Raw genomic sequence first — 22,075 nt, 5'->3', positions numbered from 1 at the left:
GCTATTGAATGTTGTTATCAGAAAACGGCAGCGGCCCAAGCCGCTGGTGAACCTCTCCCAGCGCTCGCTCCACGGTCAGGGCGATGGCGAGCAGTCTGGCCTCGGCGAAGCCCGACGCCACCAGTTGCAGCCCTGTCGGCATGCCGGCGGCATCTTGCCCTATGGGCAGGCTGACGGCACAAAGACGCAGGTAATTGACGAATGCCGTGAAGTCGAGAATGCGCGCGTTGCCTTGAATATAGACGCTCGGCTGCGTCAGAGAGGCGAAAGTCGGCGGCGTCAATGGCGTGGTGGGCGTGACCAGCACGTCAATTTCGCGCAGAGCCAGATCCGCTTGGCGGCAAAGCCGAGTCATCGTTTGCAGGCGCTCGAGATAAGCGCTCGCCGGCAGGTTGGCGGCGCTGCGCATAGCCAGGTTCAACTCCTTATCCTGACCTTCGAGCCACGTCGGCATCTGGGTGAAGAGAAACTGGTGCAATTCGCTAGCCACCACGCCGCCCTCCCTAAACAGCGCCCTCGCCTCGAGCAGCAGCTGACTCTCCACCTCCACCAGTCGGGCGCCGCGCGCTTCCAACTCGCTCAGGGCAGCATGGAAGCTTTCCGCGATCCCGGGATCGGTAGGCGTCGCCTCCAGCAATGCCTTGGGTAGTCCGATACGCAGCTCCCTCAGATCGGCAGCTTCGATGCGCTTTAGCGCCGGCGCTGGATCGAAGGCCGCCAGACCAGTGACGATATCCGCTGCTCGCGGGGCCAGCAGTCCCAGGCTGTCCAGGCTATGGCTGAGAGGTATCACGCCGGCCCGAGGCCAGCGCCCCACGGTAGTCTTCAGGCCCACGCAGCCGGTCATCGCCGCGGGAACGCGCACGGAACCGGCGGTATCCGTACCTAACGCCAGCCGGGCGCTGCCCTCGATAACGCTGACCGCCGCACCGCTGGAAGAGCCGCCGCATACCCGTTGGAGATCCCAGGGGTTGCGAGGCCCTTCACCCTGCGGAGAAGTGCCCAGGCTGGAAAAAGCGAAAGCGACGGTCTGAGTCTTGCCGCTGAATACCACGCCCTGACGACGCAGCATCGCCACTACCGAGCCTTCCTGGCACAAATGGGCGGGCAATGCTCGACCGCTGCCGGCTTCCAGCGGCCAGCCCGCCACGGCGATATTGTCCTTGACCGAGACGGGAATGCCCTGCAAGCGGCCTTTCCTCCCCAAGACGAGTGCCTGGGCGCGCAGTTTTTCCGGCCTCCAGTGGGCGTAGGCCCGTAACGCGGGTCGGTGAGCTTCGATGGCCTGTTCCGCCAGCGCGCGGGGGGAGAGCCGACGTTGGCGAATCATCTGTATCAAGGTGTCCAGGGAATCGCCCCGCTGCGGATAATGTTCGCTCATGCCATCTCCTGTCCAGGAAGTAGCGGCGGCAGAGAAAGGCTCGCGAATTCCATACAAGCGTGCTCCGACGATGGGGCCAGGCGTTATCCATACTTCCGTTGCGGCTATAACGACGACATTTTCGTATAGGGCTGCTATCCGTAGCGAACATTGCCACAAGACGCAATGTCCCTAGCGATTATTCTTATGGCTCAGAGCAATAATGAAGAGCAAGCTTGTTGATGTGAATGCGTAGCCCCACCGCCATGCTTTACTGCGCCGAGGCGCATGATCTAGCGGTATTTCCAATACACTCGACAGGAAAGTTCGCCATGAAACTCGAAGACACCGACGAAACGCTGGATCGAGTGACCGCCGCGTTCGATGCCGCCTTGGCGCGACTGACCCAGGCCCACCAGATCGAGCCAAAGCCCTCGAAAGCGGAAGTGCTGGCCTTGGCAAGAGAGATGATCATCGCTTCCGGTGGCCTGGGCGCGCTCCATGCCCGAGTCGCGGCGATGGAGGCGGCAGGCGTCTTCGCCGACAGCGACTGGGATCGCCCCGCTATCCTGCAACCCGCCCTGGCGGTGCGCTCGCTGCGTCAAGGCGAGCCTGATATCACCGCCATCGAGGCGCTCAGTGAAATCCGTTTGCTGGCCGTTGCCTTGAGCGACTACTTCCATCCCGGCATCTCCGCGGAACAGGCCCGAAACTTCCTGACCCAGGTCATGGCGCTGAATCTGGATCTGCTGGCCGGACCGATGAGCGAGGCGGATCGGGAGCGTCCCCAGGCGCTGGGAAAAATCGTGCAGGCGTTGTATCAGTACCTGCTGGCGCATTTGGGCTACGAAAGCATTCTTGAGAGCCTGGTCGACGAGATCCAGCGCCTGCTCGCTCAACGTCCGATACAGACGGACAGCATCAAGCAGATGATCAGTCAGATCGCTCAGTGCCTGTTCGACCCGGAGATCGATACCGCCGGCACGGAAGGTGCCGCGCGTCTGGTCCGCGCGCTGTTCGGTCCGACCGCGGGCTGTCGTGACGATCCCGGGCTTGAGGTGTACGCCCAGCGCCTCGCGGCGATGGGTGAGACCGCACTGATCGAAGAGGCCTCTTCCTTTGCCCAGGCGATGCACGATACGGGTCTGGTCTCGCCCTATCATCCTCTCCTGCTGCGGTACCTGCGCGGTCGCCGGGACGACTTGGTGCTGGTGGCTCTGGGACTGAGCAGTACCGGTTGCGACACCCTGCTGTGTTACCAGGAGCTGGTACATAGTCTGATCGACGAGGCGCTGTTTCCCGAAACCAGTCAGGCGGTTTACGGGCTCGCGCTGCTGCTCGAACGCGGCGCGCTTTTTTCGGTGCCAATCGCTTCGGGCCTATGGCGGCAGATCAGGCTGACGTTATCCGTGGAAGCCTCAAACACACTGCGTAGCGTTTTTGGCGAGGCGCATCCGCCGCGAGTATTCCTGCTTGCGGGGGTGTTGAGCCTGCTGGGCCAGCCCTTGGGGGTCGGGCAGGGCAACAACCCGACCTGCCAGTCGGTGATCGGCCTTTCCATGTGGGCCGACAACGATGGGGACTACCTGTTACAGCTTCTGGCCTGGGCAGCGCGGGACAATGAAGTACTCAGCCGTTTCGAAGGGGAACGTATCTCCTCCAAGTCTCTGGAGGCGGGCCTTGCCAAGGCGCCGCCACTGGATGTCGATCCTGTGTCACTGGTGCTGATACCCCATCTCGATCGCCTCTACATGGAAATGGGTCGCCTATGCGGTGAGCGGGGCGATGACCTGCATCGCTGGATCAATCCGGAGTTTTACGGCTGGTGGGTGGGTCAGGGCTTCCGGGTGGCGGCGGATATACACACTGGCAAACTCGACGACTACGACGGATTCATTCGCCATTTCTATGCCTGTTACCACCCCTTTTACAACGGCAACATGCCCCTCATTCATCCCCAACCGGCGGGAATCGTCGTTACCGATAGCGCCGCACGCCTGGTGGGGCGACATGCCATCACCCTGCTACGGGTGGCACTGGATGCCAGCAACGAGATGCGCGCCTATTTCTTCAACCCCAATAACGACAGCGGGCAGGATTGGGGCCAAGGCATCATCTGTGCGATTCAAGGCAATGGTGAACGTCATGGCGAGGCCTCCCTGCCCATCGCCGAGTTCGCCTCCCGGCTTTATGTGTTTCATTACGATCCGCTGGAGGTGGGCGACAGGCAGGCGGTACCCGCCGATGAAGTGGCGCGAATCATCGAATTGGGAAAAGGCAGCTGGGCGGCTGATGGTTGAGAATGCACGATAAAGGAGAAAAGCTAGACTATAGGCAAGACAAGCGCCCCCGCGAGCAGATTCTTTGTCACCGACTTTCTGGGAGTCCCATCATGAGTCGAGCATTCGTTAAGGAAGACGATGGCGATCGGCCGGAAGCGCCGCTGCCGGATCGTCCAATCAGCCAGCATCCCAACCTGGTCACGCCGCAGGGTTTGGAAAAGCTCAAGGCAAAGGTGCTGGCGCTGAAAGAGGAGCGTCAGTCGCTTAGCCGGCAGGCGGATATGTTCGCCCAGGGCAGGTTACCGGAAGTCGCTCGGGATCTGCGTTATTTCGAGCATCGTCTTTCCAGCGCCGTAGTGGTCGACCCAGCGCGGCTGAGTGGCGAAAAAATCCAGATTGGCTGCCTCGTCGAGCTCGAGGACGAGCAGGGAAACACTTATCACTACCGCATCGTCGGCGAGGACGAGGCGGATCCGGCCAAAGGCCTGATCAGTTGGGTATCGCCTCTGGGCACGGCGCTGATGGGCCAGCCGGAAGACGAGGAAGTGCTATGGCGGCGGCCGGATGGCCCGCGGCGGCTGATCATCCTGTCTATTGACCCGCGCCCCGCTGATACTTGAGTTCGCCGCATACGACAGGGCCCCGCCAGTTAGCGGGGCCCTGTGAGTGACTTCGCCGGCGCGCTGCCGACGGAATCCAGACGCCTTACCAGTCCTGGCCGTGACCGACCCGAGTCGCGGATTCGTACTTGCCCGCTGCATCAAAGCTCGTTACCTGGTTCTCCTTGACGATCATGCGCCGAGCCGCTTCCGCCACGCCGTCGCTATAACCGGAAAGATCATGAAAGCTCCAGTCGATCTGCTGAGAGTTCACGCTGGCGCCGGTGTTCATCAAGGGCTGGCTGTTGACGTCCTGATGTTTATTGACCGCGACGCTATCGGCCTGAGAAGCCAGCGGCAGCGCGGCCATCATTAGAGCGCCTGCAAACATCGGGATTTTCTTGATAGTCAGGATTTTCATGGGTATCTCCTTGTGCATGTCTTGCTGCGAAACTCTTGCTGCGAAACAGTGGAGACACGATACCATGGCAAATACTTAGTTTGCTAATTAAATAATTAATCGCCGCGATTGTTTAAAGCAATCAACACTCGATGCAGCAAGATTCTCATACTTGATGCCCGCTGCCTCAATCAAACCTTTGTTTCGATACTCGTGGCGTCAGGACCGCATTTTGCGAGCAGTTCCTTGAAAATACCGTATCCGGCAAAGGCGTCAGGCAGTCTGCTGTTCGCGGGTCTTCTTGATCAACTCAAACGCATTGCCTATTTCACGGGTGCGCTCCTCTGCCATTTCGCGCATGCTCTCGGGTAACCCCTTCCCCGCCAGCTTGTCCGGATGATTCTGGCTCATGAGACGACGATAGGCGCGCTTGACCTCCGTATCGCTGGCGTCTTCATCGACCCCCAGCACGCGATAAGCGTCTTCCAGAGATAGCCCGGACGTCGCTCCCGGAGCCTGCGCCCCGCCGCCCCGCAGCATGGCCTCGATCTGCTGGATTTCCGCCTCGGAACAGCCCAGCCCCCTGGCGACTCGCAGGAACATCTCCTGCTCCGCCGGATGCACCTTGCCATCCGCGGTGATAGCCGAAAGCTGCACCTGCAGAAACATTTGCAGCAGCGCGTGCTGCCCCCTGGCCACCTGGCGCAGGGTAGCAAGCTCCGCATCCAGATCGAATTCCGGCGCCTTGCCGCGATTGAACGCCGCCTTGGCCCGTTCGCGCTGCTGGGCGTTCAACCGCAGCCGCTCCCACAGTCGCATGGACATCTCGAGCTCGTCTCGAGTGACCTGGCCATCGGCCTTGCACAGGCAGCCCATCACCGCAAAAGTGGAATCCAGAAACTGCCGTTGCGTCTGCACCAGCCTCCCCAAGATACTGCGGCGCAGACGACGCACGAGCCAGTAGCCCAGCCCCGCACCGATCAGCATTCCGAGGAAATCGCCGATCAGGTATCCCAGCACGCCGCCAATCACAATAACTATCAGCATGAGCCTCTCGTTTTCATGGCAATATTGAATGCAGTCACGAGGCTTGCTGCGCCTCGAGACGCTGACGAATCGCGACCTCGATACCCTTCGCGTCAAGCCCGCATTCCGCGAGCAGTTCTTCGGGGGTGCCGTGCTCGATGAAGCTATCCGGCAGCCCCAGGTTGAGCACCTGAGCCAGCACACCTTCACCCATCAGCAGCTCATTGACTGCACTGCCCGCGCCCCCGGCGATGACGTTTTCTTCCAGGGTGACCACCAGCTCATGATCTCGCGCCGCCGCGAGCACCGCGTCGCGATCCAGCGGCTTGATCGAGCGCATGTTGAGATGCGTCGCATCCAGGCGCTCCGCCACTTCTTCCGCCGGAGTATTCATGCTGCCGAAGGCCAGCAGGGCGATTCGCCTGCCTTCGCGCTTCAACTGCGCCTTGCCGATGGGCAGCGCTTCGAGATGCAAGGGGATGTCGCTACCGGGTCCGGTGCCCCGCGGGTAGCGCACCGCTGCCGGACCCGGATGATGATAGGCGGCGCTGAGCATGGCGCGGCACTCCGCCTCGTCCGCCGGTGCCAGCACCACCATGCCCGGCACGCAGCGCAGATAGGTAAGATCCAGAGCGCCGTGATGAGTGGGGCCGTCTTCACCGACCAACCCGGCGCGATCGATGGCGAAAGTCACATCCAGATGCTGCACCGCCACGTCGTGAATCAGCTGATCGTAGCCGCGCTGCAGGAAGGTCGAATAGATCGCCACCACCGGTTTCAGGTTTTCGCAGGCCATGCCGGCGGCCAGGGTCACCGCGTGCTGCTCGGCGATGGCCACGTCGAAATAGCGCTGTGGATACTCCTGGGAGAAACGAATCAGATCCGAGCCTTCGCGCATCGCCGGGGTGATCCCCATCAGGCGCTCGTCCGCCGCCGCCATATCGCACAGCCAATCGCCGAAGACGTTGCAATATTTGCGCGGCTTCGGGCGCAATAATTCATCGTTGCGCGGCTTCGGGCGCAATAATTCATCGTTGCGCGGCTTCGGGCACAATAAATTCTCGCTTCTGGGTTTGGGTTGCTCGATGGCGAGCTTGGAAGACGGCTTGGGCGTGTTGGGCGCCTTCTCCAGCTTGGTGATGGCGTGGTAGCCGATGGGATCGACTTCCGCGGGCTGAAAGCCACGCCCCTTACGGGTTCTGACATGCAGGAACTGCGGGCCGTCCAGATCGCGCATGTTCCCCAGAGTATGCACCAGCGCAGACAGATCATGACCGTCGATAGGGCCGATATAGTTGAATCCCAGTTCCTCGAACAGATTGGCCGGGCTGACCATGCCCTTGACGTGCTCTTCAGTACGCCTAGCCAGTTCCAAGGCGCCGGGCAGATGAGAGAGCACTCGCTTGCCGCCCTGGCGCATCTGGATGTAGGGCCGGCTGGTGAGAATGCGCGCCAGGTAGCTGGCCATGCCGCCGACGTTTTCCGAAATCGACATCTCGTTGTCGTTGAGCACCACCAGCAGGTTGGCATCAACGTGCCCCGCATGCGCCAGGGCCTCGAAGGCGATGCCCGCGGTCAGGGCGCCGTCGCCGATCACCGCGCAGACACGGCGTTTCTCGCCGCGACTTTTCGCCGCCAGCGCCATGCCCAGGGCGGCGGAGATGGAGGTACTGGAATGGCCCACGCCGAAGGTATCGTACTCGGATTCCAGTCGACGCGGAAAGGCAGCAAGACCGCCGTACTGGCGGATGCTCGGCATGTTCTCCCGGCGTCCGGTCAGAATCTTGTGAGGATAGGCCTGGTGGCCCACGTCCCATACCAGCCGATCTTCCGGCGTGTGCAGGGCGTGATGCAAGGCAACGGTCAGCTCCACGACCCCCAGGCCGGCGCCGAAATGTCCACCGCTGACGCCCACGCTGTACAGCAGATAGGCGCGCAGCTCGTCCGCCAGCTGCGTGAGCTGGGCGTGGTTCATGCGTCGTATCGCCGCCGGCGTCTCCAGGGTGTCGAGCAGCGGCGTCGTCGGGCGCTCGACGGGAATGGCGTCGAACATTTTCATAGGGGCCTCTGCGGTATCAGTGGTCACGCTCGATCATGTAACGCGCCAGATTAGTCAAGGGAGCGGCGGATTCGCCAAGGGGAACAAGGGCGGCCAGGGCGTCCTGCAGCAGCCCGTCGGCCTTGGTCCGGGCGGCCTCCAGCCCCAGCAGCGCCGGATAGGTCGGCTTGTCTCGGGCCGCGTCGGCTCCGGATATCTTGCCCAGCACCTGGGTGTCGCCGATCACGTCGAGGATATCGTCCTGGATCTGAAACGCCAGGCCGATCGCCGCGGCATAGTCGTCCAGGGCGGCCAGGCGAGGATCCTGTACCTCCACCGCCACCAGAGCGCCTAAGCGCACCGCCGCGCGAATCAGCGCTCCGGTCTTGTAGCGGTGCATGGCCGCCAGGGCGTCCGCGTCGAGGCTCCTGCCCACCGCTTCTAGATCCAGCGCCTGGCCCGCCGCCATGCCGTCGCGGCCCGCCGCGGAAGCCAGCGTCGTCATCATCGCCGCCAGTCGCGGGTGCTTGAGGCGTGCCAGCGCCTCGAAGGCCAAGGTTTGCAAAGCGTCGCCGGCGAGAATGCCGCTGGCTTCGTCGAAGGCCTTGTGCACCGTCGGCAGGCCGCGACGCAGGTCGTCGTCATCCATGGCGGGAAGATCATCGTGCACCAGGGAGTAGGCGTGAATCAGCTCCACCGCCGCCGCCGGCGCATCAAGCTCGTCATCGTTGGCGCCAAGCACGCGCCCGGCGGCATAGACCAGCACTGGACGCAGACGTTTTCCTCCCCCCAGCACCCCGTACTGCATGGCCTGCTCGAGACGCGGCGCCGGGGGCCGGCGATGCGTGAACAACGCTTCGAGCCACCGATTGACCCGCTGACGATCGCGCTCCAGTTGCTCGATCAACGGCAACGCTCGAGTCTCCACGCTCATCGGCCTGGCTCCTCGTAGGAAAACGGCTTGTCCATCAATTGACCGTCCGCGCGCTCCGTCAAGGTACGCACCTGAAGCTCCGCTTCGTCCAGGCGACGCTGGGCGTCCCGGGTCAGACGAACGCCCTGCTCGAAGGCGTCAAGGGACGCTTCCAGGGACAGCTCGCCGGACTCCAGCCGCTCTACCAGAGTTTCAAGCCGGCGCAGGGTCGCGGCGAAATCCTCCGGCGTATCCTCGACGCCGCCTTCACCACCAGCGCCTCGCGGGGTTCTTGTATCGACCGCAGCCGCCGCGTCCTTGTCGCCACTATCCTTTTCGACCATGGGCTTCTCGCTCATCGGGAAACTATCGAGAAGGCACATTATACACGTACCGTCCCGGGCGACGTCTGCCCCTGTCAACCTCGCTTGCATCGGTTTCATCTTTGCAGCGCAGCATTTTCATCTTGACTCACGTCGATGCGCTCGATCGTTGTGCTAGCATAGTCATCCTTTCGCCGCGCTCGGCGGGGCCTTTCGGTACCCCAACTGGCCGCTGCATCGCCGCGCCAACAATAAATGAAAACCGCGACGCCTCCGATAACACTGCTTAATAGACACTGCTCAACAAGGGTTGAACCGGTAATGGCTAAAAAGTCTCTGGAAAAGAGCAAAATCAAGATCCTGCTGCTGGAAGGCGTTCATCAAAGCGCCGTCGACAGTTTTCTCAACGCGGGCTACACCAATATCGAACATCTGGCCACATCGCTGGACGAGGAATCGCTGATCGAGAGGATTCGCGACGTGCACTTCGTCGGGCTGCGCTCCCGCACTCAGCTCACCGAGCGGGTCTTTGCCGCGGCGGAAAAGTTGAGCGCGGTGGGCTGTTTCTGCATCGGCACCAACCAGGTGGATCTGGAGGCCGCCCTGAGCCGAGGCATACCGGTATTCAACGCGCCTTATTCCAACACCCGCTCCGTCGCGGAACTTGTGCTGGCGGAGGCGATCATGCTGCTGCGAGGCATCCCGGAGAAAAGCGCCCGAGCGCATCAGGGCGAATGGCTGAAGACCGCCAAGAACTCTCACGAAGCGCGGGGCAAGACCCTGGGCATCATCGGCTACGGCAACATTGGCGCCCAGCTCTCCGTACTGGCGGAATCCCTAGGCTTCAACGTGATCTACTACGACGTGGTCACCAAGCTCGGCATGGGCAACGCCAGCCAGGTGGGCAGTATGGAGGAGCTGCTGGCTCGGGCGGATATCGTCACGTTGCATGTGCCGGATCTGCCCTCCACCCGCTGGCTGATCGGCAAGGAGCAGATCGCGCTGATGAAGGACGATGGCATCCTGATCAACGCCTCCCGGGGCAGCGTGGTGGTGATCGACGATCTGGCGGAGGGGCTCAGGGAAGGCAAGCTGCTGGGCGCCGCCATCGACGTCTTTCCGGTGGAGCCCAAGGGCGCCGACGAGGAATTCACCAGTCCCCTGCGCGGTCTGCACAACGTCATCCTGACCCCGCACATCGGTGGCTCGACCCTGGAGGCTCAGGAAAACATCGGCGTCGAGGTCGCCGAAAAGCTGATCACCTATTCCGACAACGGCACCACCATCACCTCGGTCAACTTCCCGGAAGTCGCGCTGCCCGCGCATCCGGACAAGCACCGCCTGCTGCATATCCACGACAACGTGCCCGGGGTGCTCTCCGAGATCAACCGGGTGCTCTCGGAAAACGACATCAACATTTCCGGCCAGTACCTGCAGACCAACGAGAAGGTGGGTTACGTGGTGGTCGACGTGGACAAGGCCTACGGCCCCCAGGCGCTGGAGGCATTGAGGCAGGTGGAACACACCCTGCGCCTGCGGGTGCTGTATTCCGAGACCAGCTTTCAGGATTGAGAGCCGGTTCTGACAATCACTCTTTATTCGCCCGGTCCATCCTTTGCGAGGATGACTACCAGGAGAAAGACATGACTCATACCAACGATTCTTCCGAGATCGTCGTCGCGGCGTTGTACAAGTTCGCCGCCCTCGACGACTTCGAGGCTCTGCGCGAGCCGCTGCGCCAGCAGATGCTCGAACACGACGTCAAAGGCACCCTGCTGCTGGCCCGGGAGGGCATCAACGGCACGGTTTCCGGCACTCGCCAAGGTATCGATGCCCTGCTGGACTGGCTGAGAGCCGACCCGCGCCTTCGGGATCTTGATCACAAGGAATCCTGTTGCGACGAACACCCCTTCTATCGCACCAAGGTCAAGCTCAAGAAGGAAATTGTCACCCTGGGCATCGAGGGGGTCGATCCCAATGAGCAGGTCGGCACCTACGTGGAGCCGGAGGACTGGAATGCCCTGATCGCGGACCCGGAGGTGCTGGTGATCGACACCCGCAACGCCTACGAGGTGGCCATCGGCTCCTTCGAAGGCGCCATCGACCCCAGGACCACCTCCTTCCGCGAATTTCCCGAGCATGTGCAGGCGCACTACGACCCGGCCAGGCACAGGAAGGTGGCGATGTTCTGCACCGGCGGCATTCGCTGCGAGAAGGCCTCGAGCTTCATGCTGAGAGAAGGCTTCGAGGAGGTCTATCACCTCAAGGGCGGCGTGCTCAATTATCTGGAGCGGGTGCCGGAAGAGCAGTCCCTGTGGCGCGGCCAGTGCTTCGTCTTCGACAACCGGGTGACGGTACGTCACGACCTGAGCGAAGGAGAGTTCGAGCAGTGCCACGCCTGTCGCATACCGATCTCCCCGGAGGATCAGCAGTCCGAGCATTACGTGCCCGGCGTCAGCTGCCCCCACTGCTGGAGCTCACTGCCCGAAAAGACCCGGGAAGGCGCCCGGGAACGCCAGAAACAGATCGAACTGGCCAGGAAGCGCGGCGAGCCCCACCCTATTGGTCGGGATCCGAGGCATCGGGAAATCGAGGCTTAAGAAGAGACGGCATCTCTCGATAATTCCATTAGTTAAGCTGATAAGCTTAAATTAGTAAGCCAGTCTATAGCAGTCGTGGAAAGATGAGATGCCCGCATGAGTCCCCTGACCCCGGAACAGCAAGCCCGTGAGCGCATCGACGCTCAACTTAAGCAAGCAGGCTGGCTCGTTCAATCCATGAGCGAGCTCGACCTTAGTGCCGGGTCCGGCGTAGCGATACGCGAATACCCCACCGACAGCGGCCCCATGGACTACCTGTTAGTAGTGGACGGTCAGGCTGCCGGTGTCATAGAAGCGAAGCGCGACGAGGAAGGTCATCGCCTGAACACGGTGGAACTGCAGTCGACGCGCTATGCCACTGCCAATCTCAAGCATCTCGGCCAGGTGCCGCTGCGCTTCATTCACGAAGCGACCGGCGCAATCACCCGCTACACGGACAGCCGCGACCCCAAGCCCCGCGCCCGGGAGATCTTCCAGTTTCCCCGACCCGAAACCTTGGCCCAGCGTCTTGCCGAGCCGGATACCCTGCGTACTCGCCTGACCCACTTTCCCGAGCTGCAAGCGCATGGCCTGCGAGAGTGTCAGTTTCGCGCCATCGGCAACTTGGAAGCGTCGTTGGCGGAAAACCGCCCTCGCGCCCTGATCCAGATGGCCACCGGCGCCGGCAAGACGTTTACCGCCATCACCTCGATCTATCGGCTGCTGAAGTTCGCCGATGCCAAGCGAGTGCTGTTTCTGGTGGATACCAGGAACCTTGGCGAGCAGGCGGAAGGCGAGTTCTACCAGTACATTCCCCAGGACGACAACCGCAAGTTCACCGAGCTCTACACCGTCTGCCGCTTGACCAGCAGCCATATCCCCAAGGATGCCCAGGTCGTCATCTGCACCATTCAGCGTCTGTACTCGATCCTCAAGGGCGAGCCGCTGGACGAGACCGCGGAAGAAACCGTGCCGGACGACCTTGTCACGCTGCGCAAGCCGCCGCTGCCGGTAGTCTACAATCCGCGCATTTCGCCGGAATTCTTCGAGTTCATGGTCATCGACGAATGCCACCGCTCCATCTACAACCTGTGGCGTCAGGTGCTGGAATACTTCGACAGCTTCCTGATCGGCCTGACCGCCACCCCGGACAAGCGTACCTACGGCTTCTTCCAGCAGAACGTGGTCAGCGAATACACCCTGGAGCAATCCGTGGCGGATGGCGTCAACGTCGATCACCGCGTCTGGCGCATCGCTACCGAGATCACCCAAGGCGGTGGCCAGTTGGAAGCCCGGGAGCTGGTGGAAAAGCGCGAGCGCCTGAGTCGCAAGAAACGCTGGGAACAGCTCGACGAGGAAGTCACTTACCAGGGCACCCAGCTCGATCGCTCCGTGGTCAACGAGTCCCAGATTCGCCAGGTCATCCGCGCCTTTCGCGACGGCCTGCCGCGGATGTTCCCAGAGCGCTATACGGAGACAAACACCTTCCAGGTACCCAAGACCCTGATCTTCGCCAAGACCGACAGCCATGCGGACGACATCATCCGCGTCGTTCGCGAGGAGTTCGCCGAGGGCAACGACTTCTGCAAGAAGGTCACCTACCGTACCGAGGAAGACCCCAAGAGCGTGCTGGCCAGCTTCCGCAACGACTACCATCCGCGCATCGCCGTGACCGTGGACATGATCGCCACCGGCACCGACGTCAAGCCCCTGGAATGCCTGCTGTTCATGCGCGACGTGAAAAGCCGCAACTACTACATGCAGATGGTCGGCCGCGGCACTCGCAGCCTCGACGCGGACGGCCTGGCGGTGGTCAGCAACGCCGCCCGGGGCCCCAAGCGGGAATTCATTCTGGTGGATGCCATCGGCGTCAAGGACTCCGAAAAGAAGGACACCGGCAGCCTGGAGAAAAAGCCCAGCCTTTCCCAGAAGGACCTGATGACCGGCGTGGTAATGGGGGTTCGCGACGAACCGACTTTAAGCTCTCTGGCCGGGCGCTTCGCGCGTTTCGCCAAGCGGCTGAACGTCGAGCAGCAGCGCCAGGTCAAGGAGTTGACCGGCGGCGCCAGCCTCAACGACCTGGCCGGCGGCCTGCTCGCCGTGGACGACCCGGATGCCATCGATAGCGAGGCTAGAAAGCAGTTTGAACTGGGGCCAAATGAGACGATCACCAGCGTGCAGCGGGAGCAGGTACGCAACCAGCGTGCCCAGGCCGCCTGCGCCCCCATCACCGGCAAGCTGACCACCCTGCTCGAGGACATTCGCGAGCGCCAGGAGCAGACCCTGGACGCCACCAATCTCGATAGTGTCACCTACAGCGGCTGGGACACCGATCTCGACGCCCAGCGCGCGCACCTGCGCCAGGAGTTCGAACAGTGGCTGGCAAGCCACCGCGACGAGATCACCGCCCTGACCATCTACTACGCCCAGCCCCAGCGCCGGGCGGAGATCACCCAGCGGACGATCACCGAACTACTGGAACGGCTCAAGCAGGAAAAACCCACCCTGGCCCCGGTCAAGGTCTGGGACGCCTACGCCGCGCTGGATGAAGTCAACGTCACGCGCCCGGAACGGGAGCTGACGCAGATCGTCGCCCTGGTACGCCGGGCCTGCGGCTGGGACGACAGGCTCACCCCCTATGCGGATTGAACTGGACCCCGAAATTTGGACAGGTGCCTAAGCTCTGATTCATCATCTCCCTCAGGAGGAGAATCATGAGCAAGAAACGCCAACAGTACAGCGCTTCATTCAAGTCCAAGGTTGCCCTGGCCGCTCTCAAGGGTGACCAGACCACTTCCGAGATCGCCGCCCGTTTCCAGATCCATCCGACCATGGTCAGCACCTGGAAACGCGAGCTGCTGGAAAATGCCCCTGACCTCTTCGAAGGCAAGAAGAAGGCTGGCAAGCCGTCCAACGAGCCCAACACCGATGAACTCTATCGCGAGATCGGCCGGTTGACGGTGGAACGCGATTTTTTATCGCGCAAGCTCGATCAGTAAGTCGTCGACGCCGGTTGGCGATGATCGAGCGCGACCACCCTGATATCAGCATGACGCGCCAATGTGAATTGCTCAAATTGAGCCGCTCATCGGTGTACTACCGTCCTCGGCAACAGCGTCAGAAGGATTTGAATCTCATGTATCTACTTGATCAGCAACATCTGGAAACGCCGTATTACGGGTCTCGCAAAATGCGGGCGTTCCTGCAGCGCCAGGGCTATCAGGTAAACCGCAAGCGAGTCCAGCGACTGATGCGCACCATGGGCCTGCAGGCGGTATACCCGCGTCCGAGAACCAGCATTCCCGGCGAGGGGCACAAGGTTTATCCCTACCTGCTCAAAGGGCGCCGGATCGACCGGCCCAACCAGGTGTGGGCCGCCGATATCACGTATGCGCCGCTGGCCCGGGGCTTCATGTACCTGGTGGCCATCATGGACTGGCACACTCGCAAGGTGCTGTCCTGGCGCGTCTCGAACACCCTGGACGCTGACTTCTGCGTTGATGCTCTGGAGGAGGCCCTGCAACGTCATGGAACGCCGGAAATCTTCAACACGGATCAGGGTGTCCAGTTCACCAGTGAAGCCTTCACCGATGTTCTCAAGCATCATGGCATCCGGATCAGCATGGACGGCAAGGGCTGCTACCATGACAATATCTTCGTGGAACGCCTCTGGCGCAGTGTCAAACATGAGTGCATCTACCTCACCGCCTTCGAGGATGGGCGACACTTGAGACAGGCGCTTAACCGGTACTTCCGGCACTACAATCAGGAGCGGTTCCATCAGAGCCATGATTATCAAACACCCGACGAGGTGTATTACCAGCCATCCGTGACCCTGGCAGCTTGAGCCGGGTAAACAAAGAGGTCAGAGCTTAGTAACACCTTCAAGCTGTCCAGCTGATGGGGTCCACCTCAGATACCGTGCGCGCCAACTTCAAGCGCTGGATATTCGCCAAGCACGCCGGCAACCAGCCCAAGTTCACGCCCCAGCAGCAAGCCTGGCTGGAAATGATCCGCGACCATATCGCCGTCAGCCTGCATATCGAGCTCGACGACTTCGACTATCATCCCTTCGATGCCCAGGGCGGCGTGGGGAAGATGTATCAGCTATTCGGCGATGAAATGGATCGGGTAATCGATGAAATCAATGATGCACTGGCGGCGTGAGCGCCGGGCAGTATAAGGTAAATATTAGAACTATGGATGATGTAGTTAATGAGGTTTCGGCGCAGTATTTAACTATTACAAACAATACAGAAGCCCAAGAACTGCCTATGGGGTGGGCATCATGCAAACTAAAAGAAATAATTCAGCTCAATTATGGTAAGGCTCTTAAGAAAACAGACAGGAATGACTATGGAAAAACTCCTGTTTATGGCTCTAGCGGTATTGTTGGCTATCATGACGCCCCGCTAACCACAAAGCCTAGCTTGATCATTGGGCGAAAAGGTGCTGTTGGCAGCATATATCTTGAAACAAAAAATTGCTGGCCCATCGATACTGTTTACTTTTCTCAAGTACCCTCTGGCACAAATGCAAAGTATTTAAAATACCTGCTTAGCTTTGCTAACTTGAACAGACTAGAAAAGTCTACAGCCATTCCAGGGCTGAGCCGCAGCGATGCTAATGAAGTAATAATAAATATTGCACCAACAAAAGAACAACACCGTATCGTCGCCAAGATCGAGGAGCTTTTCTCCGAGATCGATAGCGGTGTGGAGAGCCTGAAAACCGCCCAGGCCAAGCTAAAAGCCGCCCGCCAGTCACTGCTAAAGGCCGCCTTCGAAGGCAAGCTGACCGAGCAGTGGCGAAAAGAGAATGCCCATCAACTGGAAAGTCAGGAAGCGCTGCTGGAACGGATTCAGGCCGAGCGCGAGGCATATTACCAGCAGCAGCTGGCGGACTGGAAACAGCAGGTTCAGGATTGGGAAGCCGCCGGTAAGGAAGGCAAGAAACCCCGCAAGCCCAAGGCGCCAAAAGCTTTGCCGCCATTGACCCAGGAAGAATTGGCGGAGCTACCGGAATTGCCGGAAGGTTGGTTCTACCTACAGTTATCAGCGCTGGGTGAACTTGCAAGAGGAAAATCAAAGCATCGGCCTCGAAATGATCCCTTGTTATTTGGCGGGGACTATCCCTTTATACAAACTAGTGAAGTAAAAAACTCAAAAGGTGTCATTCGTGAATACAATTCGACTTATAATGAGGCAGGGCTAGCGCAGAGCAAGCTGTGGCCAAAGGGAACTTTGTGTATAACCATTGCTGCCAATATAGCGGAAACCGCATTCTTAAATTTCAGCGCTTGCTTTCCTGACTCAATTGTCGGCTTTGCCAGCAGGGGCAATACCACTTCACCAAAATATATTGAGAAATTCATATCTTCTGCACAGCAACGGCTTGAATTTTTTGCGCCTGCCACCGCTCAAAAAAACATAAACCTAAAAACGCTTGAAAATTTGGTAATACCGTACTGCTCACCCGAAGAACAGTCACTAATTATAAGCCAAATCGAAGCATCATTATCCCAACTCGACCAGTTGGAACAAACCCTGGCCGCCTCCCTGAAACAAGCCGAGGCCCTCAAGCAATCCATCTTGAAGCGCGCCTTCGCCGGCAAGCTGGTGCCGCAGGACCCCAACGACGAGCCGGCCAGCGAACTGCTGGCACGCATTCGCGCCGAACGTATTCACGCCGAACAGGAAAAACAGCCCAAAACCCGACGCGGAAAATGCCAGGAACCAACTTCATGATGACGGCGGCGGAACTGCTCGAACGGCTGCGCTTGCTGGATGAATCCGAGCGCATCGAGGCCAAGCGCGGTCGCGAGGTGGGCAAGTCGATGCTGGAAACCCTCTGCGCCTTCGCCAACGAACCCGGGCTGGATGGCGGCTATCTGCTGCTGGGCGTGGGTTCCGGTATGCCCGGCGAGTATCGCGTCGAAGGCATCGACGATCCGGACCGCCTGCTCAACGACCTGCACTCCGCCTGCGCCACCACCTTCAACGTGCCGCTGCGTTTCCAGGCGGCGACGGAAATGCTCGAGGGCCGGCGCGTCATCGCCATCTATATGCCCGAGGCGCGGGCCACGGACAAGCCGATCTATTTCCAGAAATCGTCGCTGCCCAGGGCCGCCTGGCGGCGCGGCCCCAATGGCGACTACCGCTGCAACGAGCATGATCTCGAGGCGCTCTATCAGCAGCGTTCACAACTCGAGTTCGACCGCTCGGTGCCGCCAGGCGTCACGATTGACGATATCGACCCGGACGCCATCGACGACTATCGCCGCGACCGCAAGGCGATGAACGCCCAGGCGGAAGAACTCGGCTACGACGATAACGAGTTGCTCGAAGCCCTGGGCGCCGCCGTCTGGCAGCAGGGCGAGCTCAAGCCGACGCTGTCCGGCATTCTGCTGTTCGGGCGACGCATGGCGATTCGCCGCCTGGTGCCGGCCCAGCGGGTCGATTATATCCGAGTGACCGGCAAGGAATGGATCGAGGACCCGGACGAGCGCTTCACCACCATCGACATGCGCGATACCCTGCCGCGCTTGATCAACCGCGCCACGGCGGCGGTGATGGACGATCTGCCCACGGCCTTCCATCTGCCGAACGGCAGCCAGCGACGAGAGGATCGCCCGCTGATTCCCGCCAAGGTGGTGCGCGAGGCTATCGTCAATGCCCTGATGCACCGCAACTACCGCGCCCATCAGCCGATACAGATCATCCGCTTCAGCAACCGTATCGAGGTACGCAACCCGGGCTATTCCCTCAAGCCAAAAGAAGAATTGGGTCAGCCGGGCAGCGCCTGGCGCAACCCGACCCTGGCCACGGTGCTGCACGAGATCGGTTATGCGGAAACCAAGGGCAGCGGCATTCGGGTGATGCGTCGTCAGATGGAACAGGCAGGACTTACGCCGCCGGTATTCGAGTCGGTGCGTCATGAAGACCGTTTTATGGCGACGCTCCTGTTCGTGCACTTCCTCGATGAAGAAGCGGTGGAATGGCTAAAACACTTCCGCCACTGGCAGCTTTCCGAGGAAGAGTGCCGTGCCCTGCTGTTCGTGCGCGAGACCGGGCGCATCACCAATGCGGACTACCGCGACCAGAACCGTGTCGATACCCTGACCGCCAGCCAGCAGCTGACGCGACTGCGGGATCTTGGCTTGCTGAGGCAGGTGCCGAAAGGCGCGGCGACCTACTACCTGCCCGGCGAGAACTTCCCCAGCGGGACGACGGTATCCGGCGACATGGTCACCAGCAGTACCGAGCAAGCAAGCTTACTGCTGGGATCTGACGGCTTATCTGACAACCTCGGGAGCTTATCACCCCACCTCAAGGGCTTACCTCCGGAGTCAGGTGGCTTACCTCCAGAGTCAGGTAGCTTATCTCGGGAGTCAGATGGCTTATCTCCTGAGCCAGATGGCTTGCCTCAAGAGTTGAGAAGCCTATCCCGGGAGTCGCTAATGGCCGAACTTCCAGACTGGTTAGCGCTACGACTGGACGCCATTGGCCAGCGCTCAAGAAACAAGCAACGAGTACGGGAGTTACTACAAGTGCTATGTGCCGAGCGGCCTTACCGTGCGGCTGAACTCTCCCTGTTATTGAAACGTAATCAAGAATATCTTCTAAAAGAGTACCTTACGCCGATGCGTCAGGAAAATGCGCTGGCATATCAATACCAGGACGATCCCAATCGCCCAGACCAGGCCTACGTATCGACCAAAGCCAATAGAGAGACCGAATGAACGCGCAAACCCTGGCCAATAAAGTCTGGAACTTCTGCCATACCCTGCGAGACGACGGGGTGAGCTATGGCGACTATCTGGAACAGCTCACCTACCTGATCTTCCTGAAGATGGCGCACGAATACAGCCAGCCGCCCTACCGCCGCGAAGCCGGTATTCCCGCAGGCTACGACTGGCCCTCGCTGGTCAAGCGCAAGGGCGCCGAGCTCGAGGCTCACTATATCGACCTGCTGCGCACCCTGGGCCAGCAGGCCGGCACCCTGGGGCAGATATTCACCAAGGCGCAGAACAAGATCCAGGACCCGGCCAAGCTGGCCCGCGTGATCAACATGATCGATGCGGAGAAGTGGGCCATGCTGGACGCGGACGTCAAGGGCGACATCTACGAGAGCCTGCTGGAGAAGAACGCCGAGGACACCAAGTCCGGGGCCGGCCAGTATTTCACCCCGCGCGCCCTGATCAAGGCCATGGTCGCCTGCGTGCAGCCCCAGCCGGGCAAGACCATCGCCGACCCCTCCGCGGGCACCGGCGGCTTCTTCCTGGCCGCCTACGACTGGATCACCGAGCACCACGGTGCCCGGATGAGCCGCGAGCAGAAGCAGTTTCTCAAGCACGACGCCTTTCACGGCAACGAGATCGTCGCCAACACCCGGCGGCTATGCCTGATGAACCTGTTTCTGCATAACATCGGCGAGATCGACGACCAGCCCAATATTGCCTCCACCGATGCGCTGATCGGCCCTGCCCCGGCGCGCTACGACTACGTGCTGGCCAATCCGCCCTTCGGTCGCAAGAGTTCGATGACCGTCACCAACGAGGAGGGCGAACAGGAAAAGGAGGATTTCGTCTACAACCGCCAGGATTTCTGGGCGACCACCTCGAACAAGCAGCTCAACTTCGTCCAGCACATTCGCACCATGCTGAAGGAAAACGGCCAGGCCGCCGTGGTGGTGCCGGACAACGTGCTGTTCGAGGGCGGCGCCGGCGAAACCGTGCGCCGCAAGCTGCTGACCACCACCGAACTGCATACCATCCTGCGCCTGCCTACCGGCATCTTCTACGCCAACGGCGTCAAGGCCAACGTGCTGTTCTTCGACAACAAGCCGGGGCGAGCGGCGCCCTGGACGAAGGACATCTGGATCTACGACTACCGCACCAACGTCCATCACACCCTCAAGAAGAAGCCGCTGCGCCTGGAGCATCTTCGGGAGTTCATCGGCTGCTACCAGCCGGGCCAGCGCGACCAGCGTCGGGAAACCTGGAGCGAGAGCAATCTCGAAGGCCGCTGGCGCAGGTATTCGCTGGATGAGGTGCTAAAGCGCGACAAGGTCAGTCTGGATATCTTCTGGCTCAAGGACAAGTCGCTCGGCGATCTGGACAACCTGCCCGAGCCGGACGTGCTGATCGAAGAGATCATCGAGAACCTGGAAGCAGGGCTGGAGGCGTTCCGTGGCGTCGCGGCTAGCTTGGAAAGCGCTCGTTCCTAGAAACAGGTCTCCATCACTTCTTTCACATTCAGGTTTTCATCAGCTAGACAGACCCGCCGCCACTTGTCGAAGGTCAGGCAGGGATGGGAGGTGCCAAAGGCAATGATGTCACCGATTTGCACGTCGCTTGCGGCTTCCGGTAAGCGCAGGAAGGCATGCTGGTCCATCATCCGAGTAACCTCCCAGCCGGTCACGTCGAGCGTTTCGCTCAAACGTCCACCTTCCCGATAGCGGCGCAGCGGCTCGGGCATGCGATCGGCGCCGATGTCGCGCTTGCCCATGGCGATGATGGCCAGCCCGGGCTCCGGCAGCGACTGGACCTGGGCAAAGATTTCCAGCGCAGGACGCAGGCCTTCCTCGAGATCCGGGCGCCGCACCAGCACGTCCTGTTGGGCATCCTGATAGAGGCCGTGATCGTGTACCACGTAGCAGCCCGGGCGCAGCACCGGGGTGAAATGCTCGCGCAGTCCTGCCGCGTCGAATGCCTCGGCGATCAGATCGTACCAGGCGGAGCCGGAAGCGGTGATGATGGGGTCATCCGCCTCGATCAGCCTGTCTTGATACAGCGCTTGAGCGGTCGTCACCAGTTGTCGAGCGTAGTCGCGAATACGCCGCGCGGGATCGTTGCCGTGCACCACGCCCTCGTAACCTTCCAGGCCCGCCAGACGCAGCGCCGATGCGCCGTTGACGGCGCGCGCCAGCTCAAAGACCTGCTCTTGAGTGCGACAGCCGCAGCGCCCGCCCGGCACACCCAGTTCGATCAGCACCTTCAGAACCAGGCCGCGCTCCTCAAAGAAACGTCCCAGCGCTTGGGCGTTGGCCACGGAGTCCACCACGCAGTAGAACTCGGCGCCGGCCTCGATCAGCTCCGCGACGATCGTCATGTTGGCCGCGCCGATCAGCTGATTGGCCAGCAGCAGGCGCTTGATTCCGTGGTTGAAGGCCGCTCGGCACTGGACCGCGGTGGCGAGCGTCACACCCCAGGCACCGGCTTCCAACTGCCGCTGAAACAGCGCCGGCGCCATGGTGGTCTTGCCATGGGGCGCGAGCCGGGCATGGTGAGCGTCAACGAAGCGCTGCATCCAGGCTAGGTTGTGTAAAAGCGCCGCTTCGTGGATGACCGCCGCCGGCAGGCTGACATCCCTGAGCAAGGAGACGCCGGTCTGGGGCAGGCCTTTTTCGTTGGCGTTCTGGGGGCTGATTGACATGCAGTTTCTCCTGATCCATCCATGTCACCGGCAAGGCCGGCAATCGCTTGGTTGGTTGTTTTTCGCTTGCGCGGTCGACACTTCTATACTGAGAGATAGCACTTTCCAGGCAAGCATAC

At 60.8% G+C, this 22,075-nt stretch carries 17 protein-coding genes; 10 read left to right on the top strand and 7 right to left on the bottom strand.

What is annotated here, in order from left to right:
• Position 1: 1 nt before the first annotated feature.
• A complete protein-coding gene (locus FGL86_RS04705; protein ID WP_147183511.1) occupies positions 2–1,381 on the bottom strand; it encodes an amidase in 1,380 nt (459 codons plus the stop codon).
• A 311-nt stretch (positions 1,382–1,692) separates the two neighbouring features.
• On the opposite strand from FGL86_RS04705, the gene FGL86_RS04700 reads away from it, so the two are divergent.
• Both FGL86_RS04700 and FGL86_RS04695 read left to right on the top strand, forming a co-directional pair.
• The gene (locus FGL86_RS04700) at positions 1,693–3,660 is read left to right on the top strand and encodes a hypothetical protein (protein WP_147183510.1); all 1,968 of its coding nucleotides are present in this window, start codon (positions 1,693–1,695) and stop codon (positions 3,658–3,660) included.
• 92 nt (positions 3,661–3,752) lie between these two features.
• Positions 3,753–4,262, top strand: a complete 510-nt coding sequence (locus FGL86_RS04695) for a GreA/GreB family elongation factor (RefSeq protein ID WP_147183509.1) — start codon at positions 3,753–3,755, stop codon at positions 4,260–4,262.
• Between the two features lie 85 nt (positions 4,263–4,347).
• Here FGL86_RS04695 and FGL86_RS04690 read toward each other — a convergent pair whose 3' ends face one another.
• From FGL86_RS04690 to FGL86_RS18370, 5 genes are all read right to left on the bottom strand, one after another.
• A complete protein-coding gene (locus FGL86_RS04690; protein WP_147183508.1) occupies positions 4,348–4,662 on the bottom strand; it encodes a hypothetical protein in 315 nt (104 codons plus the stop codon).
• A 252-nt stretch (positions 4,663–4,914) separates the two neighbouring features.
• Positions 4,915–5,688, bottom strand: coding sequence for a co-chaperone DjlA (gene djlA, locus FGL86_RS04685; RefSeq protein WP_147183507.1), 774 nt, complete (start codon positions 5,686–5,688; stop codon positions 4,915–4,917).
• A 34-nt stretch (positions 5,689–5,722) separates the two neighbouring features.
• Positions 5,723–7,726: a 1-deoxy-D-xylulose-5-phosphate synthase gene (locus FGL86_RS04680; RefSeq protein WP_147183506.1), complete on the bottom strand. Its 2,004-nt coding sequence runs from the start codon at positions 7,724–7,726 to the stop codon at positions 5,723–5,725.
• 16 nt (positions 7,727–7,742) lie between these two features.
• A complete protein-coding gene (gene ispA / locus FGL86_RS04675; RefSeq protein ID WP_147183505.1) occupies positions 7,743–8,639 on the bottom strand; it encodes a (2E,6E)-farnesyl diphosphate synthase in 897 nt (298 codons plus the stop codon).
• Positions 8,636–8,962, bottom strand: a complete 327-nt coding sequence (locus FGL86_RS18370; RefSeq protein WP_147183504.1) for an exodeoxyribonuclease VII small subunit — start codon at positions 8,960–8,962, stop codon at positions 8,636–8,638. Before FGL86_RS18370 ends, ispA begins: the two co-directional genes overlap by 4 nt.
• 300 nt (positions 8,963–9,262) lie before the next feature.
• On the opposite strand from FGL86_RS18370, the gene serA reads away from it, so the two are divergent.
• From serA to FGL86_RS04630, 8 genes are all read left to right on the top strand, one after another.
• A complete protein-coding gene (gene serA, locus FGL86_RS04665; protein ID WP_147183503.1) occupies positions 9,263–10,513 on the top strand; it encodes a phosphoglycerate dehydrogenase in 1,251 nt (416 codons plus the stop codon).
• 71 nt (positions 10,514–10,584) lie between these two features.
• Positions 10,585–11,541: an oxygen-dependent tRNA uridine(34) hydroxylase TrhO gene (gene trhO, locus FGL86_RS04660; protein WP_147183502.1), complete on the top strand. Its 957-nt coding sequence runs from the start codon at positions 10,585–10,587 to the stop codon at positions 11,539–11,541.
• A gap of 96 nt (positions 11,542–11,637) precedes the next feature.
• Positions 11,638–14,169 carry a type I restriction endonuclease subunit R gene (locus tag FGL86_RS04655; RefSeq protein WP_246131730.1) on the top strand — a complete coding sequence of 844 codons (2,532 nt, stop codon included), beginning with the start codon at positions 11,638–11,640 and terminating at the stop codon, positions 14,167–14,169.
• A 65-nt stretch (positions 14,170–14,234) separates the two neighbouring features.
• Positions 14,235–15,367, top strand: a protein-coding gene (locus FGL86_RS04650) for an IS3 family transposase (RefSeq protein WP_425468303.1) whose coding sequence is annotated in 2 segments (ribosomal slippage) — positions 14,235–14,490 and positions 14,490–15,367 — 1,134 coding nt in all. Because the reading frame shifts where the segments join, the coding sequence is not laid out codon by codon here.
• Positions 15,368–15,420: 53 nt separating this feature from the next.
• Positions 15,421–15,687: a type I restriction-modification enzyme R subunit C-terminal domain-containing protein gene (locus tag FGL86_RS04645; protein ID WP_147183501.1), complete on the top strand. Its 267-nt coding sequence runs from the start codon at positions 15,421–15,423 to the stop codon at positions 15,685–15,687.
• A 32-nt stretch (positions 15,688–15,719) separates the two neighbouring features.
• On the top strand, positions 15,720–17,267 hold the full coding sequence (locus tag FGL86_RS04640) for a restriction endonuclease subunit S (RefSeq protein WP_147183500.1): 1,548 nt from the start codon (positions 15,720–15,722) through the stop codon (positions 17,265–17,267).
• On the top strand, positions 17,264–19,261 hold the full coding sequence (locus tag FGL86_RS04635) for an ATP-binding protein (RefSeq protein ID WP_147183499.1): 1,998 nt from the start codon (positions 17,264–17,266) through the stop codon (positions 19,259–19,261). Before FGL86_RS04640 ends, FGL86_RS04635 begins: the two co-directional genes overlap by 4 nt.
• Positions 19,258–20,748, top strand: coding sequence for a class I SAM-dependent DNA methyltransferase (locus tag FGL86_RS04630; protein WP_147183498.1), 1,491 nt, complete (start codon positions 19,258–19,260; stop codon positions 20,746–20,748). The genes FGL86_RS04635 and FGL86_RS04630 overlap by 4 nt, the downstream gene beginning before the upstream one ends.
• Here FGL86_RS04630 and FGL86_RS04625 read toward each other — a convergent pair.
• The gene (locus tag FGL86_RS04625) at positions 20,745–21,956 is read right to left on the bottom strand and encodes an amino acid deaminase (RefSeq protein ID WP_147183497.1); all 1,212 of its coding nucleotides are present in this window, start codon (positions 21,954–21,956) and stop codon (positions 20,745–20,747) included. The two genes, FGL86_RS04630 and FGL86_RS04625, sit on opposite strands and share 4 nt — an antisense overlap.
• Between the last annotated feature and the right edge of the window lie 119 nt (positions 21,957–22,075).

The organism is Pistricoccus aurantiacus, assembly GCF_007954585.1.
Lineage (GTDB): Bacteria > Pseudomonadota > Gammaproteobacteria > Pseudomonadales > Halomonadaceae > Pistricoccus > Pistricoccus aurantiacus.
This window is presented reverse-complemented; position numbering and strand designations above follow the sequence as displayed.